Source organism: Methylocystis suflitae (assembly GCF_024448135.1).
In the GTDB taxonomy this organism is placed as follows: domain Bacteria; phylum Pseudomonadota; class Alphaproteobacteria; order Rhizobiales; family Beijerinckiaceae; genus Methylocystis; species Methylocystis suflitae.
Map to the genome: position 1 here is coordinate 1 of NZ_JAMRYX010000115.1, position 15311 is coordinate 15311.

Here is a 15311-nt window from a genome sequence, read left to right on the forward strand (position 1 = left end):
GAACAGCGCCACGAGCTGCGCAAAGAGCTCAAAAAGCTGCGCTATGCGGTCGAATTCTTTTGCTCCTTATATCCCGAGAAACGAATCGATCCTTTCTTGAAGCGGCTTAAGAAGCTGCAGAACGTGTTTGGCGACCTCAATGACGCCGCGACGCTGAAAGCCCTGTTCACGAGAACGGATGTTCCCGGCGCCGAAGATCCGTCGATACAGCGCGCCATCGGCTGGATGATCGGGGCGAGTCAGGCGCGCGCCGAGTTGGGCTGGATCGGCGCCAAGGCGCTCTGGAAAGATCTCGAACAGACCCGCCCATTCTGGAAATGACGATGTCGCCATCGCCGCGCCAATAGGCGTTTCCCTGGTAATCTTTGGATTGCGCTTGGCGCTATGTTGCCGGGTAAATGGTTTGACGTTGAGGAGTGCGGCGCGCGATACGATGCGCGCCGTCTTGTTGATGGATGTCGGATATTGGGAGACTGAAATTTATGCAAAGCGATCCGTTCAGCGAGATCAACGCCGCCTTCCGAATGCTTTACGGCGCAAATCGCGACGAGGTGTTCGCATCGACGCCGGTCTCTGCGATCACATTGATCGGGACCGGCGAAATCTGGCGCATCGAGCATGGCGTGGTCGTAAAATCCTATCCGCCGACGCCGTGGATAACCCAGATCAAGTCGCTGATGCATGCGGTTATCGGCGTCCAGGGAACCTGGGCGCGCCTGCTGCGCGGGAAGGACCCCGAGTCCGCACGGCTTGCAGCGGCACGCCTGAATAAGGCGCTGGAGGACGCTGTCTCCCGTCTGTCGCGCGAGCTGCCTGCCGAACTCGTGACCCCCGCGCAAATCGTTCTGGGTCAGCTCCTTCAGCTCTCGGTCAACTGGGCCGCAGGTCAGATGGCGACGCCGACGGAGCTCCCGGAAGCTCTCGAAAAGGTTCAGGTCGAACTTGAAAAGATCATCACCGCGGCGGGAGAGGCGGTCTACGCATCCATCGTCAGAGGCTTGCACAGTTTCATCGACGAGACCGACCCTGCAGTTTGGGAGAGCTGTCTCGTCTGCGTTTGCGGCGTGGCCTTTGGGCGCCGCGACAATGTCGAAATCGCCGCCGCCATGTCGTTGATGGGCGAAGAGTCGGTCGGAACGCGGCTTCTCTATCTCGAGAATGCGCACGATTTGCCTCAGGCCATGGCGTGTTTGGCTGCGGCTCTTGCCGATAGGGATCTCGGAGAAGGCGTTTTCAACGATCCCTATCGCATGTGGCGCGATCTTCTGGGCGACGTCGCCGCCCGGCATGTTGGCAAAGGTTTCTTCCCGACGCTCGGCCGCGATCGATGAAGTCTGCGCTCTGAGCGCCGGCCAGCGCCGCCGCCGGCGGCGCGCGACTGCGAAGCGTCAGAAGAGCCCCGCATTATAGGCGGCGACGTGACTGAATTCGCCAAGCGCCATGGCGATGTTGAGCGCTTCGGCGGCCAATGCGATGGCGACGACTCCGAAAATTCCTGTCGTGATGATCGGTCCCATGACGTTCTCCTTTCTGCGTTAATCAGAAGTTAAGGAGAGACGCGCGATGTGGCTGTACGCCGACGCACAAGCCTTGAGCGCCGAGCTCCGCCCGGCTCAAGCGAATTCGCGGCAGCGTCGGATTGAGCTACGGCCGCTCGTCTAGAGCCCGGCTCGCGAAAAAGTGGGAAGTGATCTAGCGATAAAAAAGCGAGATCGCCAACAAGAGCGCCAGCAGCAAACAGAGCGTTTGCCAGAATAGGACTGGGTTGCGCTCGTAGAGGGATTTCTTGCGCAGCGTCAACGGCTGCGCGCGCGCCGAGCCGTTTTCAAGCTCGAAGGCAAACTCCAACACGTCGCCGAAGCGATCGGCGCGCTCGACGGCGATCGCTTTGAGGATGGCGGCGTCGAGCCAGGACGGAAGGTCCGGTCTCTTGTGGGCGAGCGGCGGCGGCTTGGTGAAGCGAGGTCGGCTGAAGGGCTCGATTTCGCCATAAGGATAGCAACGGCTGAACATGCGATAGACCGTCACTCCGAGCGCATAAAGATCCGACGCTTCGTCGCCAGCGGCGCCGTCGAAAAGCTCGGGGGCCATGTAGCTCGGCGTGCCGGGCGCGTGTATTTCCGGCAAGTTCTCGAGGTTCGGCGCGCGACAGACGCCGAGATCGACGAGCCGCAGCCCGCCATCCTTGAGCAAAATGACATTATCCGGTTTGATGTCGCGGTGGATGACGCCGCAGCGGTGCAGGGTCGCGATGGCGCGCGACAGGCGCGTGGCGATTGAGACGCCCTCAGCAAGGTCGATGCGTGGTTCGCGCCGCAGCCGCCGCTCCAACGTTTCGCCATCGTAATAGGGCATCACCGAATAGAGCCGGCTTTGTCTGCCCGGGAGCAGTTCGACGACTTCGCCGATGAACGGACTTCTTACCCGCGCCGCAACCCAGGCTTCATTGACGAAGGCAAGGCGGTAGGCTGCATCATTGGCGACGCGCGGATGCGGAAACTTCAAAACGACCGCTTTTCCGTTCTGCGTATCCGTCGCCCGCATCAGCCGACTGTAGCGCCCTTCAGAGAGAAGGTCGTCAATTCGAAAATCGTCGACAAGATCTCCGATCGCCGGCAGCTCGCCAATCCGCAAGGCCGCGAAGGCGCGCGACAGGGCGCGCTCGTCGGCGGGCGGCACATCGACGACGTCAACGACAAGCGCAGTGACATTGTCATGGCTGCCCGCCTCGAGCGCAGCTTGAACAATCCTCTCCGACGTTTCCTGCGGTCCGCCTCTTTCGGCGAGCAGCGCACGAAGCGTCGCGTCTGGCAACACGCCATGAACGCCGTCCGAACACAGCAGAAATCGATCATGAATATTGAGACTATGCATTCCTTGGTCAAACAGGAGCGCATCGTCAAAGCCCACAGCGCGTAGGAGCGCATGTGCGAAATCGCCGCGACCGATCGTGTGATCTTTCGTCAGTCTTTCGAGGCTAGCGCCGGCGAGTCGGTAGACGCGCGTATCGCCGACATGAAGGATAAACGCGTTTCGACGCGACAGGATCAGCGCGCTGAACGTCGTCGCCATGCCTTGCAAAGCCGGGTCGACTCTCGACTGAGCGGCGATCCAGCTGTTGGCCGCTTCGAGTGAACGGGCGGCGGCGCGACTGACGCCCAAAGTCTCCGGCTGCGCATAGTAGCCGTCGATGAAGGCGCGCACGGCGGTTTCAGCCGCCGCGCGTCCGCCCTTGTGGCCGCCAACGCCATCGGCGATGGCGGCGACGACGCCTTGTAAGGCGCCGGCGCCGCCTGAACCCAGGCAAAATGCCACATAGTCCTGATTGTCGGGCCGTCGGCCTTTTTGCGTCGCAAAGCCCGCTTCGATTCGAAGATCATGAACGACGCGGACCGACACGGCTGTTCCTTAGCTCAGATTCGCGCGCCGGAAACGGCGCCCCAAGTCGTCCGCCAGCGCGTCTTAACGAAGATCAGACCGACGAGACCGAGCAGCGCAAGGAAACCGAAGAAGACGAATCCGGCGGTGAAGCCGCCCGTCGCTCCTTTGGAGTAGGCGAGCGTCTTGGCGAGAAAAAATCCGCCAAAACCGCCTGCCGCGCCGACGAGGCCCGTCATCGCGCCGATCTCCCGGCGGAAACGCTGCGGCAGCAACTGAAACACCGCGCCATTGCCCATGCCGAGCGATAACACGCCGACAGAGAACAACGCCACCGCTGCAAAGGCGACGGGCGGCAGCTGCGTCAGACCCCATCCCGCAACGCCTTTCGCCGGCGCCGGTCCCGCCGGCAGAAAGGCGACGGCGAAATAGCAGGCGGAAACGACAACGAAGAGGAAGCACAACGTCTTCACCCCGCCGATGCGGTCCGCGATATAGCCGCCGACGGGCCTGAAGCCCGAACCGAAGGCGACGATCAGCGCGACCATGAGGCCCGCGGCGACTCCCGTGGCGTGATACTGCGTCGTAAAATAGAGCGGAAGCGCCGAAGCAAGACCAACGAAGCCGCCGAAGGTGATGAAGTAGAAAAACATGAACCAGCGGCTGTCGGAGTCCGCCAGCATTCTGCCGTAGTCGGCAAGAGCGATCGTCGTTTTGCCGCCGGGCGCGTCCTTGGCGGCCAGTGAATAAATGAGCAGCACCAAGACCATCAGCGCGAGCAATACGCCATAAACGGCCTGCCAACCGTAGGCCTCGGCGATCGACGGCGCAAAAAGCGTGTCGAGCACGACCCCCATATTGCCAGCGCCGGCGATGCCCATCACCAGACCCTGATATTGCGGGGGATACCATCGGCCGGCCTGCGGCAAGGCGACGGCGAAGGAGGCGCCGGCGACGCCGAGGGACAGACCGAAAAGCGCGATGGCGATCGAACTGCTCAGGCCAAAGACGCACACCAGAGATACGGCGAACATCACGATCGCCTGCGCGAGGATGCCCGTCATCTTCGGGCCGATCGCGTCGGCAAGGAGGCCGAGCGGCACGCGAAAGAAGGCGCCGCCGAGAACGGGAATCGCGACAAGCGAGAGTTTGTCCTCGACGGAAATCGGCATGCCTTTGCTGATGTAAATCATCAGCGGGCCGAGTGAGACCCAAGCCATGAAGCTGATATCAAAGTAGAGAAAGGCCGCAAGCAGCGTCGGCCAATGACCGGCCTTTTTAAAGTCCGACAGTTTCATCAGATGCTCCTTCTTTCATGCTTGTTTGTTCCTCTCGCGCCAAATCCATCGCAGACTCGGGCGCGAGAGAAATCTTGATGAGACGTTGAATTTCCGGTCGGCAGGAGCCGCAATTGGTGCCTGCGCGGGTGGCCTTGCCGACGGCGGATGCGGAGCGGCAGCCTTGTTGGATTGCGGCTTCGATTTGCTTTTGGCCGACGCTAAAGCATGAACAGACGAGCGGACCGTCATCCGTCAGCTGTCGGCCCGAGCGACCGGACAACAGCGACAGCCGCTCTGACTGATCGAGACGATCGCGGGTGAAGAGTTCGAGCGCCAAATCCCAAGATGGCGGAACAGGCGCCAGCGCCCAGATGAGCGCTGCGCGCTCCCCGACGAAGGCTGCCCCCGAGAGAAGGCTCTTCGTTTCATCGATCAATTGTATGACGTCTTCACTCGTCGCCGCGGCGCGGATGACGTCTGTCCAGGCGTCATCCGACAGGTCGGCGGCGACGCGGTAGCCGTAGCCATTGGCGACGGCGACCCGCGCCCACCATACGCTCTCGGGCAGCGTGATCGAGCCGCGCGAGAGGAGGAAGCCCTGGCGCGCAAAGCGCAAAGGCGTGACGATGGCGGGCGTCGCCTTGGATTCCGGCTGACCCGAGAAAGGGTCAACGAAGGGCGCGACGAGCGCGCCAACGCGCGCATCCTCGGCGGTTTCATCGGTCCAGTGGATCGGCGCGAAAACATGCCCCGCAGGCTGTCGATCCGTCGCCACCGCGCGCAAGACGCAGCTTCCATAGGGCGTCGCGATGCGAGCGAAGCCGCCGTCTTCTACGGCAAAGCGCTCAGCGTCCGACGGATTAATTTCCGCGAAGGGTTCAGGAAGATGCCGCGCAAGGCGGGGGCTCGCGCCCGTGCGCGTCATCGTGTGCCATTGATCGCGAATGCGGCCGGTGTTGAGCCGAAGCGGAAAGTCCTTCGTCAGTGTGGTCGCCAACGTCGGCCTCGCCGGCGCGATGAATGTGGCTCGTCCGCCCTGCGAGAAGAACGCGCCATCGGCGAAGAGGCGCGCGCGGCCCTTGCCGTCACCATCGCGGATTGGCCACTGCGTCGGCTCGAGCGCGTCATATTCAGCGTCGCTCAGCCGCGCCAGCCCGCCAATATCGAAGGCCCGCGTTGCGTCATTCTCGAAAGCCGAAAGCGCGGCGTGTTCGCGAAAAACATCTGCAGATGACCGATAATCAAAGCCTGCAAAGCCCATGCGTCGCGCGACATCCGCGAAGATCGCCCAGTCGGCGCGCGTTTCTCCCGGGGCAGGCATAAAGGCGCGCTGACGAGAGATTCGGCGTTCCGAATTCGTCACCGCGCCGCTTTTTTCGCCCCACGCCTGCGCCGGCAGGAGCAAATGCGCGCCGCTATTGATCGTGTCGTTCGACGTCACATTATCGGAAACGATGAAGAGTTCGAGCTTGCCGAGAGCGGCGCGCGCGGCATTGGCGTTTGGAAGCGACGCCGCCGGATTGGTTCCGACGACCCACAGCGCCTTGATGTCGCCGCGCGCGATGGCGTCGAACATCTGCACCGCCTTCAATCCATCACGCATCGCCATGCGCGGCGCATTCCAGAAGCGACGAACGCGGTCGATGTTTGCGGGCTCGAAGCCCATATGCGCAGCGAGGCTGTTGGCGAGCCCGCCGACTTCGCGCCCGCCCATGGCGTTTGGCTGGCCCGTGAGCGAAAAGGGCGCCGCGCCGGGCTTGCCGACGCGACCTGTCGCGAGGTGACAATTGATGATGGCGTTGACCTTGTCGGTCCCCTGCGCCGACTGATTGACGCCCTGCGAGAACGCCGTGACCGTGCGCGGCGTTTGCGCGAACCATCCGAAGAAGGACGCAATGTCGACCTCGCGCAGTCCGGTCGATGCGGCAGTCGCTTCAATTGACGGCGCGAGACTCCGGGCGGCCGTCAGTGAGCGCTCCAGGCCAGCCGTATGGCGGCCGACGTAATCCATGTCGAAGGCGCCGATCTTCGCCAGATTGACGAGCAGGCCGCAAAACAGCGCCTGATCCGCGCCCGGCGCGATCTGCAGAAACAGGTCGGCGCTTTCAGCCGTCGGCGTGCGGCGCGTGTCGATGACGACGAGCTTGGCGCCGCGCTCCTCCTTGTTGCGCATGATGCGCTGGAACAGAATGGGATGACACCAGGCGGCGTTTGAGCCGACGAGCACAATGAGGTCGGCTTCGTCCAGATCCTCGTAACAGCCCGGCACAGCGTCCGCGCCGAAGGCGCGCTTGTGGCCCGCGACCGTGGAGGCCATGCACAGGCGCGAATTGGTGTCGACGTTGGCGGAACCGATAAAGCCCTTCATCAGCTTGTTGGCGACGTAATAGTCCTCGGTCAGCAGCTGACCGGAGAGATAAACCGCGACGGCGTCAGGACCGTGCGCGTCGACGATGCGACGAAAGCCGCTGGCGGCCTCGTCCAGCGCCGCATCCCAGCTCACGCGTGCGAAGGCGCCATCGGCCTGACGGCGCATCGGATGGAGAAGGCGCCCGCCGAGCCCGAGCGTTTCCCCAAGCGCCGATCCCTTGGAGCAGAGCCGACCGAAATTTGCGGGATGCGCCGGATCGCCAGCCACTTCGCCGCCAGCGGACGCGAGCACGCCGCAACCGACGCCGCAATAGGGGCAGGTCGAGCGCGTCGTCGTCGCCTGAACAGGCGCGATGCTGTTGTGCAGATTTTCAAGCGCCGCGGGCGCCAGGACTTCATCGAGCATGAGCGGCCTCAATAGACGTCCTGTAGGTAGCGCCCGCTCTTCTTGAGCTGCGCGACGAAGGCGACCGCTTCATCGGCGTTGCGGGCGCCGAATTCGGCGACGACGTCGACAAGCGCGCGTTCGACATCCTTGGCCATGCGCTGCGCATCGCCGCAGACGTAAAAATGCGCGCCCTCCGCAAGCCACGCCCATAATTCACGGCCGGACTGGCGCATGCGGTCCTGCACATAGAATTTTTCTGCGCCGTCGCGCGACCAGGCGAGCGACAGACGCGTGAGCAGACCTGTCGCCTTCATCGTTTCGAATTCGTCGGCGTAGAAGAAATCGCAGGCCGAACGCTGGTGTCCAAAGAAGAGCCAGTTCCTGCCGGGCGAGCGGGTCGCCGCGCGCTCATGCAGAAAGGCGCGAAATGGCGCAACGCCGGTGCCAGGCCCGACCATGATGATAGGCGTCGCCGGATCATCCGGCAGGGCGAAGCCATGCGCCGACTGCACATAAACCGAAAGGCTGTCGCCTGGCGCGATGCGCTCGGCCAGAAAGGTCGAGGCGACGCCAAGACGCCTGCGCTTACCGACGACATATCGAACCGCGTCGACAGTCAGCGACAGGCGCCCCGGCGTCGCCTTGGGGGACGAGGAGATGGAGTAAAGGCGCGGCTGCAGCGGCTCCAAGGCTTCGACAAAGGCTTCCGGATGGGGCCGGGCGCCTGGAAATTTCTGCAGCACGGCGAGCACGTCGAGCGTCGCCGCGTCGCCGTCAGGATCCTTGCCCTGCGCCAGCAAACGCGCTTTTTCACGCTGCGCCCCGCCGGTAATGAAGGAGATCAGTTCGAAAAGCGCATCAGGCGCCGGAGCGAGAGAGACGTCGCTCAGCAATGCTTCGCGCAGAGTCTTGTCTCGTACAGGCGTCACATGCGAGGCGCCGAGCATGGCGATGATCTGATCGACGAGGCCGAGATCATTTTTGGCAAACACGCCGAAACTGTCGCCAACTTTGTAGCTCATGTCGCCGGCGCCGAGATCGAACTCGATGTGCCAGGTGTCTTTTTCCGAGCCTTCCTTGTTCAGTCGACGGCGTGAAAGGAAAGTCGCGCGCGCCGGATTGTCGCGCGAGCAGCCGGGCGCCAAAGCGATCGTGGGTTCAATCTGGGCGACAGTGGTCGGCGCTGGCGAAGGCTGATCCATCTCCGCCGCAAGCGCCTTCAGCATGCGCGCCGTGTCCTTGCCGCCGGGCGCGCAGAGGTTGAGGCGAGCCTCCTTGCGCGCGGCGAGCGCGTCCGCATAGGTCTCGCAATTATAGCCGCACTGGCCGCAGTCCTGTTGCGCCATGGCCGCCATCAGGCGACGACGCAACGGACGGCCTTGCGCAAGCTGCATGCGCGATTCGAGCGCCAGCGTCTGGTCATGCCACGGCGCCTCGCCATCGTCGCTATCGGCGCCGGCCATGACGGCGGCGTTGGCCTCTGGCGAGAGCGGCGTGATCGAGCTGTCATCGGGCGCCGCGAAGCCGGCAAAGAAGCCGCTGAGCCAGGCGCGCTGCTCGTGCGTGAAAGGCGCGTTCGGCGGAATGAGAAACGGCGGAGAGGACATAAGGGTCACGCCACGCTCTCCTCATTGGCGAGACGGCGAAGCGTCTCGATGTCGTGCCGGCGCGCGAAGCCGACAAAGGTTTCGTCCGCGTTCGCCCGGTTCTTTCGATAGGCGCGCAGAATTCTCGCCACCATTTCCGGCGCCTCTTCCGCTTTCACATTTTGACAAAACTCGGCGGCAATGCCGGCGTCTTCCGCAAAGCCGCCGCCGACGAGAATGTGATAGCCCTCGACCGCGTCGCCCTCGTCATTCACCGGCACGCGCGCGCCGATCAGTCCGATGTCGCCGATATAATGCTGCGCGCAGGAATGATGGCAGCCGGTGAGATGAATGTTGATCGGCGTGTCGATTGGCGCCGCGACTTCGCAATAGGCGGCGATCTCTTCAGCATGCCGCTTGGTGTCGGCGGCGGCGAAACGGCAGCCGGAATTGCCCGTGCAAGCGATGAGCCCCGCGCGAATCGGCGAGGCCTGCGTCGAAAGACCGAGCGCTTCGATCCTCGCGACAGCGTCCGCGATGTATTCATCTGTGACGCCGGTAATCAGCACATTCTGCCAGACCGTAAGACGCAGACTACCGTCGCCGAATTGGCGCGCGATCTCAGCGAGACCGCGCGCCTGCTCGGGGGTAAAGCGACCGACCGGCAACGCAACGCCGATCCAATTGAAGCCCGGCTGCTTTTGCGGATGCACGCCGATATGCGCGGCGCGATCCTGACGCGGGCGGACGGCGATCGCAGCCGCGTCGACGCGAAGCAGCTTGCGGCCCAGCTTTTCTTCGACGGCGGCGAGGAATTTGTCGAACCCCCACGCGTCGAGCACATATTTGAGCCGCGCCTTGGCGCGATTGGTGCGATCGCCATGCTCGATGAAGACTCGCAGTATCTTGTCGGCGACCTCCACCGCCTGGTCCGGCGAAACGATCATGCCCGTGTCGCGCGCGAAATCCTTGTGACCCGTAATGCCGCCGAGCGCGAGGCGGAAATAAACGCCCGGCGCGACGCCATGCTCGTCGTTCACGACAACGGCCTGAAAGCCGATGTCATTGGTGTCTTCCAGCGCGCCGATCAATCCTGCGCCGTCAAAGGCGATGTTGAACTTGCGCGGCAGTCCGTACAGCGAGCGATCGTTGAGGATGTGATGATGCATGGCGCGCGCATAGGGGCGCGTGTCGATGAGTTCCTGCGGATCGACGCCGGCGGTCGGCGTGCCGGTGATGTTGCGAATATTGTCCGCGCCGGAGCCCTTGCTCCACAGTCCGAGATCCTGAATCGCCTCGACGATATTGGTTGCGTTTTTCGGCGCGATCTCGCGGATCTGGATATTGGCGCGCGTCGTCACATGCAGATAGCCGCCGCCATAATTTTCCGCGAGATCCGCAAGCCCGGCGAACTGCCAATGCGTCAGCGCGCCATTGGGAATGCGCAGCCGGCACATATAGGACTCCTGCGCCGGCGCGACATAGAAGAGCCCATAATAGCGCCAGCGGAAATTGTCGGCGGGCTTTGGCGGCGCGTTCTCTTTCGCCTGAGCGACAAGCCGCGGCCAGGCGTCGAACGGATGCTCTTCGCGCTTCCATTTTTCTTGATCATTGAGCTTGCCGCCGGCCGCCGTCACGCGGTCCTGCGCAGATAGATGCGCGGTGTCCGGCCCCATCGGCTGCGCTTGCGCGGGCGGCGCCTTTTGTCCGCCGCGCGCCGAGAAGCCGGCGGCGAAGCCTTCGAGATAGCGCTTCTGGTCGAGCGTGAAATCGACGGACATTTCAGGCGGCCTCTTGCATCGGCGGGCCGAACATCAATTCGTCGCGCTGAGAGGAAATGTCAGCGCCGGAGCGAATGAGATCGAGGAGATCGGCCGCGCCGCTCGTATCTCCGATCAGGATCGCGCCCACCAGCCTGTCGTCGCGCACGACAAGCTTGCGATAAATCCCCATGCGCGGGTCCTTGCAGACGATGCGGCGCGCGTCGCCCTCGCCGAGATAATCGCCGGCCGAGAAAACGCGCACGCCGGAGACTTTCAGGTTGGTGGAGACGACGCTGCCGCCATAGGACGCGTCTTCACCGGCGAGCCGCATGGCGAGAACGCGGCCCTGCTCATAGGCGGGCTCGACGAGGCCGTAACAGACGCCGCGATGTTCGGCGCATTCGCCGATGGCGAAAACGCCTGGTTCGCTCGTCTTGAGGCCATCGTCGACCTTCACGCCTCGCCCGACGTCAAGACCGGCCTGTCGCGCGAGTTCGGCGTTGGGCTGAATGCCGACGGCGAAAATCACGGCGTCGGCTGGAATCGTTTGTCCGTCGGCGAATTCTACATTCTCGACTCGGCCCGAACCGTTGATGCGCGTCGCGTTAGCGTTGAGAAGCACACGCACGCCCTTCTCTTCAACGAGGCGGCGCAAGATGTCGGCGCCGACCGCATCGAGTTGGCGCTCCATCAGCCGATCCATGACATGGGCGAGCGTCACGTCGACGCCGCGTCGCGCAAGGCCATAGGCCGCCTCCAGTCCGAGAAGGCCGCCGCCAATCACAAGCGCGCGCATCTCCTTTCCCAACCGCGACAGCGCGTCGACGTCCTCGACGTCGCGAAACACGTGAACGCCCTTAAGATCGGCGCCCTCGATCGGCAGCCTTGCCGCGCGCGACCCGGTGGCGAGCGCGACTTTCGAATAGTCGACGCTCTCGCCATTATCGAGAAGGAGGCGCCGCGCCGCTGCGTCGATCTTTATGACCTTGCGGCCGCTCAGAACCTCAACGCCGGCGGCGCGCCACCATTGTGAGGGCTTGAGCTCAATGTCATCGACCGACAATTCCCCGGCCAGCACCGAAGAAAGCAGCACGCGGTTGTAGGCAAGCCGCGGCTCGTCGCCGATCACGAGAATGTCGTAACGACCCGGCGCCCGGTTCGTCAGCTCCTCGACGAAACGCGTGGCCGCCATGCCGGCTCCGACGACGACAAGCTTCTCGCGACTTCTGCAATCCTGCAATACAGTCATGTGTCGACTCTGCTGAACGGCCGATCGGTCCGGTCACAAGTCGCTTTGCCTTACGTGGGATGTGAACGGGCAAGACGACCAAAGCGCGACGCAAATTGCGAAATCGCTTTTGTGACGGAGCCCAGCTTTGGGCTCGTTCCGGCGGACCGGCGGTCGTCGTTGACCGATGAGGTGATTGCACATTTCGGGCCAGAGGCGCCGGCGTGGTTTTTCTTGAGGAATGCGGGCGTTTTGGCGCTGACCGACGGCGGCGGGCGGCATTTTGCGGCGCCGAATGCTTAGGCGCGAGGCGCCTAACTTATAGCTCTTTCGAGCAGCGGTTCAGCGCTACAGCCGCTGTCCTATAGCGAAGCCGGCGAGATAATCCGCGTAGCTCCGGCCGTCGAACGACGGTCCCGCAAAGGCCCCGATTTCGCGCTGAATGTGGGGGCGCTCAATGGCGGCGTCAAAAAGATCCGGGCGCAGGACGCTCTTCGCGCGATCGGCCATCTGTGGCGAATGGCGCGTCTGCCCCCAGCGAAGCATCTGCGCATAGATCCATTCAGCTTGCCGTGGATCCGGCCGCATGGCACCGTCTCGTCCGATGATAAGATAATTGGCGTCGCTTCGTTCGTCGCGCGCCTTAACGCGTAAATTGCCCGTGAGCACGCGGCGGATGATCTCGGCGTCGACGCCGACAAATTCCTGTCGCGAGAGAATTTGCGAAACCTCGCCGAGGTTTTGCGGCTCGTCGACGAAGGCGGCCCCCCTATCGAGCGCGCGGATCAGCGCGGCGACGAGATTATGATCATCGTCGGCGAAGCTTTCGCGCAGAGCGAGGACTTTCTCGGGCCCGCACGCGAAAATCTCGCAGCCGAAATGCAGAATGACGCCAACGCCGGCGTCGACCGCGACAGAACTCCAGGGCGCGCCAACACAAAAGCCGTCGAGCTGGCCGCGCGCCAGATTTTCGACCATGTAGGGCGGCGGCAGAACGATCAACCGCAGGTCTTCATCCGGATCGACGCCGCCTTCCGCCATCCAGTAGCGCAACTGATAATTGTGCATGGAAAAAGGAAAGGTCATGCCGAAGGTCAGAGGCTCACGTCCCTCGGCCCTTCGCCGCGCGACGAGCTTGGCGAGCGCGCGCGCGGTTTGCGCCGGATACGCGACCTCCCCTTCCGCGGCGAGTTCGGCATAAAGCGCTGTGGACACCGCGATCGCATTGCCATTCATCGCGAGATTCATCGGCGCGACAAGGGGGACTCGCACATGGCCCAGTCCGAGCGTGGACGCGACCGCCATTGGCGCCAGAAGATGCGCCGCATCGAAACGGCCGATGGCGAGCTTGTCTCTAATATTCGCCCAGGACGCTTCGCGGATCAGTTCGATGTCGAGGCCTTCCGCCTTGGCGAATCCCTTATACGCGGCAATCAACAGCGCGGCGGCGTCGACGAGCGGAATGAAGCCAATTTTCACATGCGCTTCGCCGGTCATTTAAACATCTCCGCCGCAGTGATGACCGAGCGTGCAATTTCGACAAGCTTTTTGTTTTCGCGCATCGCGGCGCCGCGCAGCATCTTGTAGGCGTCGTCTTCGGAAAGCTTCTTCGCCTTCATCAATATGCCTTTGGCGCGTTCGATCGTCTTGCGCTCCTCGAGATCGGATTTGGCCTGCTCGAGATCATCCTGAAGCTTCGAGAAGGCGTTGAACCGCGAAACGCACAGATCGAGAATCGATTTGATGCGCTCTTTTTTCAAGCCGTCGACGATATAGGCCGAGACGCCAGCGTCGACCGAGGCTTGAATGGACGCCGTATCGCTCTGATCGACAAACATGGCGATCGGCCGACGCACGGCGCGACTGACCTGAAACATTTGTTCAAGCGTATCGCGCGAAGGATTTTCGAGATCGATCAGGATCACGTCAGGGTCGCTGGCGTAGATGTGCTTCAGCAGATTGTGCATTTCGCTGATGCGCTCGACCTCCGTGAAGCCGGCGTCACGCAGTCCCTCCTCGAGGATCAGCGAGCGGATGGGACTTTCGTCGACAATGACGATCTTCAATTCACGGCGTCCAATGAGCGCATGTCTGGGTCGCGCCAGCGGCGGCGCATCGCCGTAAGTCTCCGCGATCCGCCCGCCGGGCCGCGACCAATGCACGTTATATCTTGAACCGCAACGACATGCCCGCCTGCCAGTTCTTCATGATCTGCGGACCGTTGAGATTCTGATAGACGGGCAAACCGGCCTCGACCGCGACCGTCACACTGTCATAGCCGATAAATTTGCCGCTGATCGTCGCGCCGCCGAAGAGTTCGACCCGCTGTCCGCCGTAAAAGGCCGGATTGGCGGGCACGGCCGGGCCGCGGATTTCCGGATCGAAGCCGCGAATCGGGCCCTGCGTCGAACCGCTCACGCGGAAGGTGGTGGTGAGTCCGGGCGTCCAGGTGTAGCCGCCCCAGGCGTTGAATTCATGCAGATCGCCCCATCGGTAGCCCCCGGTAGGATTGGGACCGAGCGGGAAGCGCAGGCGATATTCGAGCAGGTAGTCCCAGGAATAGCCCAGCGAATTTGCGGCCAGAGGGAAGCGCCCGCGATAGCCGAGACCCCACGACCACGGTCCCAGATAGCCCGCATAGACGATGCCTGGTAGCAAATCGAATGTGCCCGTGCCGGGCTGCATCCCATAGAACGCGCGAACGTTGCGGCGGGAACCGTCGGGCAGAAGAAAGTCCTTGAACGTTGCGGTGTAGCTGCCGGCGGGCAAGGAGATGCCAAGAGAGAGCTGGATGCGGTGGACGTCGTCCTGATAGATGCGATAGACGCCCGACAAAGTGACATCCGCAAGGCTCGTCGTTCCCGGCAAACTCCTGCCGAGCGGCAAAATGCCGGACGCGCCCTTGAAGGTTAGCGCGTTGAGATTTTTCTCGATCATGCCGGCCGTGAGAACCACTGCGAAATCTTTCGTGACGCCGTAGCTCAGTCCGGCAATTTGCGTCGCGACCGCAATGTTTTGCGGAATAATGCGCACAGTCTGCTTGGGATTGAGAAAGAACGGCACCGTCGTGACGATATATTCGTTTGAGACCGTGCGCGTTCCCATTTTGATGCCGGACAGATTGGCGAACACCGGCGTAATGGAGAAAACGAGTTTGCCGGCGGCCGGCATATCGGCGCCGAATACCCCCATGGGCGCCGGCGGCGGCGGCGGCGCGGCCGGCGCGGGGGATGGCGGCGGCGCTTGAAGTTGTATCGCCGTCGCGCCGGACGGCGCGTTCTTGCGGGGCGCGGCGTTCGCGCCGGTCGCGACGAGCGC

Annotated in this window: 12 protein-coding genes; 2 read left to right on the plus strand and 10 right to left on the minus strand. The window is 62.9% G+C overall.

The genetic code is table 11. The features are described from left to right. A partial coding sequence (locus NEI07_RS09590; protein ID WP_256034244.1) for a CHAD domain-containing protein occupies window positions 1-321 on the plus strand: 321 nt, incomplete at its 5' end. 161 nt (window positions 322-482) lie between these two features. Beyond that, complete coding sequence (locus tag NEI07_RS09595; protein ID WP_256034245.1) at window positions 483-1331, plus strand: hypothetical protein; 849 nt, start codon at window positions 483-485, stop codon at window positions 1329-1331. A 57-nt stretch (window positions 1332-1388) separates the two neighbouring features. Here the strand turns inward: NEI07_RS09595 and NEI07_RS09600 are convergent, their stop codons facing one another. The 10 genes from NEI07_RS09600 to NEI07_RS09645 form a co-directional block, all read right to left on the minus strand. Further along, the gene (locus NEI07_RS09600) at window positions 1389-1517 is read right to left on the minus strand and encodes a hypothetical protein (protein WP_256034246.1); all 129 of its coding nucleotides are present in this window, start codon (window positions 1515-1517) and stop codon (window positions 1389-1391) included. Between the two features lie 175 nt (window positions 1518-1692). Further along, window positions 1693-3399, minus strand: a complete 1707-nt coding sequence (locus NEI07_RS19615; protein ID WP_256034247.1) for a bifunctional protein-serine/threonine kinase/phosphatase — start codon at window positions 3397-3399, stop codon at window positions 1693-1695. A 14-nt stretch (window positions 3400-3413) separates the two neighbouring features. Further along, entirely contained in the window at window positions 3414-4676 is a 1263-nt protein-coding gene (locus NEI07_RS09610) for an MFS transporter (RefSeq protein WP_256034249.1), read from the minus strand. After that, window positions 4657-7434: a nitrate reductase gene (locus tag NEI07_RS09615; RefSeq protein ID WP_256034250.1), complete on the minus strand. Its 2778-nt coding sequence runs from the start codon at window positions 7432-7434 to the stop codon at window positions 4657-4659. The genes NEI07_RS09610 and NEI07_RS09615 overlap by 20 nt, the downstream gene beginning before the upstream one ends. A gap of 8 nt (window positions 7435-7442) precedes the next feature. Next, the gene (locus NEI07_RS09620; protein WP_256034258.1) at window positions 7443-9023 is read right to left on the minus strand and encodes a sulfite reductase subunit alpha; all 1581 of its coding nucleotides are present in this window, start codon (window positions 9021-9023) and stop codon (window positions 7443-7445) included. A 5-nt stretch (window positions 9024-9028) separates the two neighbouring features. Beyond that, the gene (locus NEI07_RS09625; protein WP_256034251.1) at window positions 9029-10783 is read right to left on the minus strand and encodes a NirA family protein; all 1755 of its coding nucleotides are present in this window, start codon (window positions 10781-10783) and stop codon (window positions 9029-9031) included. 1 nt (window position 10784) lies between these two features. After that, window positions 10785-12014 carry an NAD(P)/FAD-dependent oxidoreductase gene (locus tag NEI07_RS09630; RefSeq protein ID WP_256034253.1) on the minus strand — a complete coding sequence of 410 codons (1230 nt, stop codon included), beginning with the start codon at window positions 12012-12014 and terminating at the stop codon, window positions 10785-10787. A 327-nt stretch (window positions 12015-12341) separates the two neighbouring features. Beyond that, complete coding sequence (locus tag NEI07_RS09635) at window positions 12342-13490, minus strand: CmpA/NrtA family ABC transporter substrate-binding protein (protein WP_256034254.1); 1149 nt, start codon at window positions 13488-13490, stop codon at window positions 12342-12344. Continuing rightward, window positions 13487-14059, minus strand: a complete 573-nt coding sequence (locus tag NEI07_RS09640; protein WP_256034259.1) for an ANTAR domain-containing response regulator — start codon at window positions 14057-14059, stop codon at window positions 13487-13489. The genes NEI07_RS09635 and NEI07_RS09640 overlap by 4 nt, the downstream gene beginning before the upstream one ends. 97 nt (window positions 14060-14156) lie before the next feature. After that, window positions 14157-15311 (minus strand): alpha-amylase (locus NEI07_RS09645; protein WP_256034256.1); only part of this gene is annotated, 1155 nt, incomplete at its 5' end.

Bases quoted from the DNA above. Each gene is read 5' to 3' on its own strand.
- NEI07_RS09595 (WP_256034245.1), top strand. From the start codon at position 483: ATGCAAAGCGATCCGTTCAGCGAGATCAACGCCGCCTTCCGAATGCTT.
- NEI07_RS09600 (WP_256034246.1), bottom strand. From the start codon at position 1,517: ATGGGACCGATCATCACGACAGGAATTTTCGGAGTCGTCGCCATCGCA.
- NEI07_RS09610 (WP_256034249.1), bottom strand. From the start codon at position 4,676: ATGAAACTGTCGGACTTTAAAAAGGCCGGTCATTGGCCGACGCTGCTT.
- NEI07_RS09615 (WP_256034250.1), bottom strand. From the start codon at position 7,434: ATGCTCGATGAAGTCCTGGCGCCCGCGGCGCTTGAAAATCTGCACAAC.
- NEI07_RS09620 (WP_256034258.1), bottom strand. From the start codon at position 9,023: ATGTCCTCTCCGCCGTTTCTCATTCCGCCGAACGCGCCTTTCACGCAC.
- NEI07_RS09625 (WP_256034251.1), bottom strand. From the start codon at position 10,783: ATGTCCGTCGATTTCACGCTCGACCAGAAGCGCTATCTCGAAGGCTTC.
- NEI07_RS09630 (WP_256034253.1), bottom strand. From the start codon at position 12,014: ATGACTGTATTGCAGGATTGCAGAAGTCGCGAGAAGCTTGTCGTCGTC.
- NEI07_RS09635 (WP_256034254.1), bottom strand. From the start codon at position 13,490: ATGACCGGCGAAGCGCATGTGAAAATTGGCTTCATTCCGCTCGTCGAC.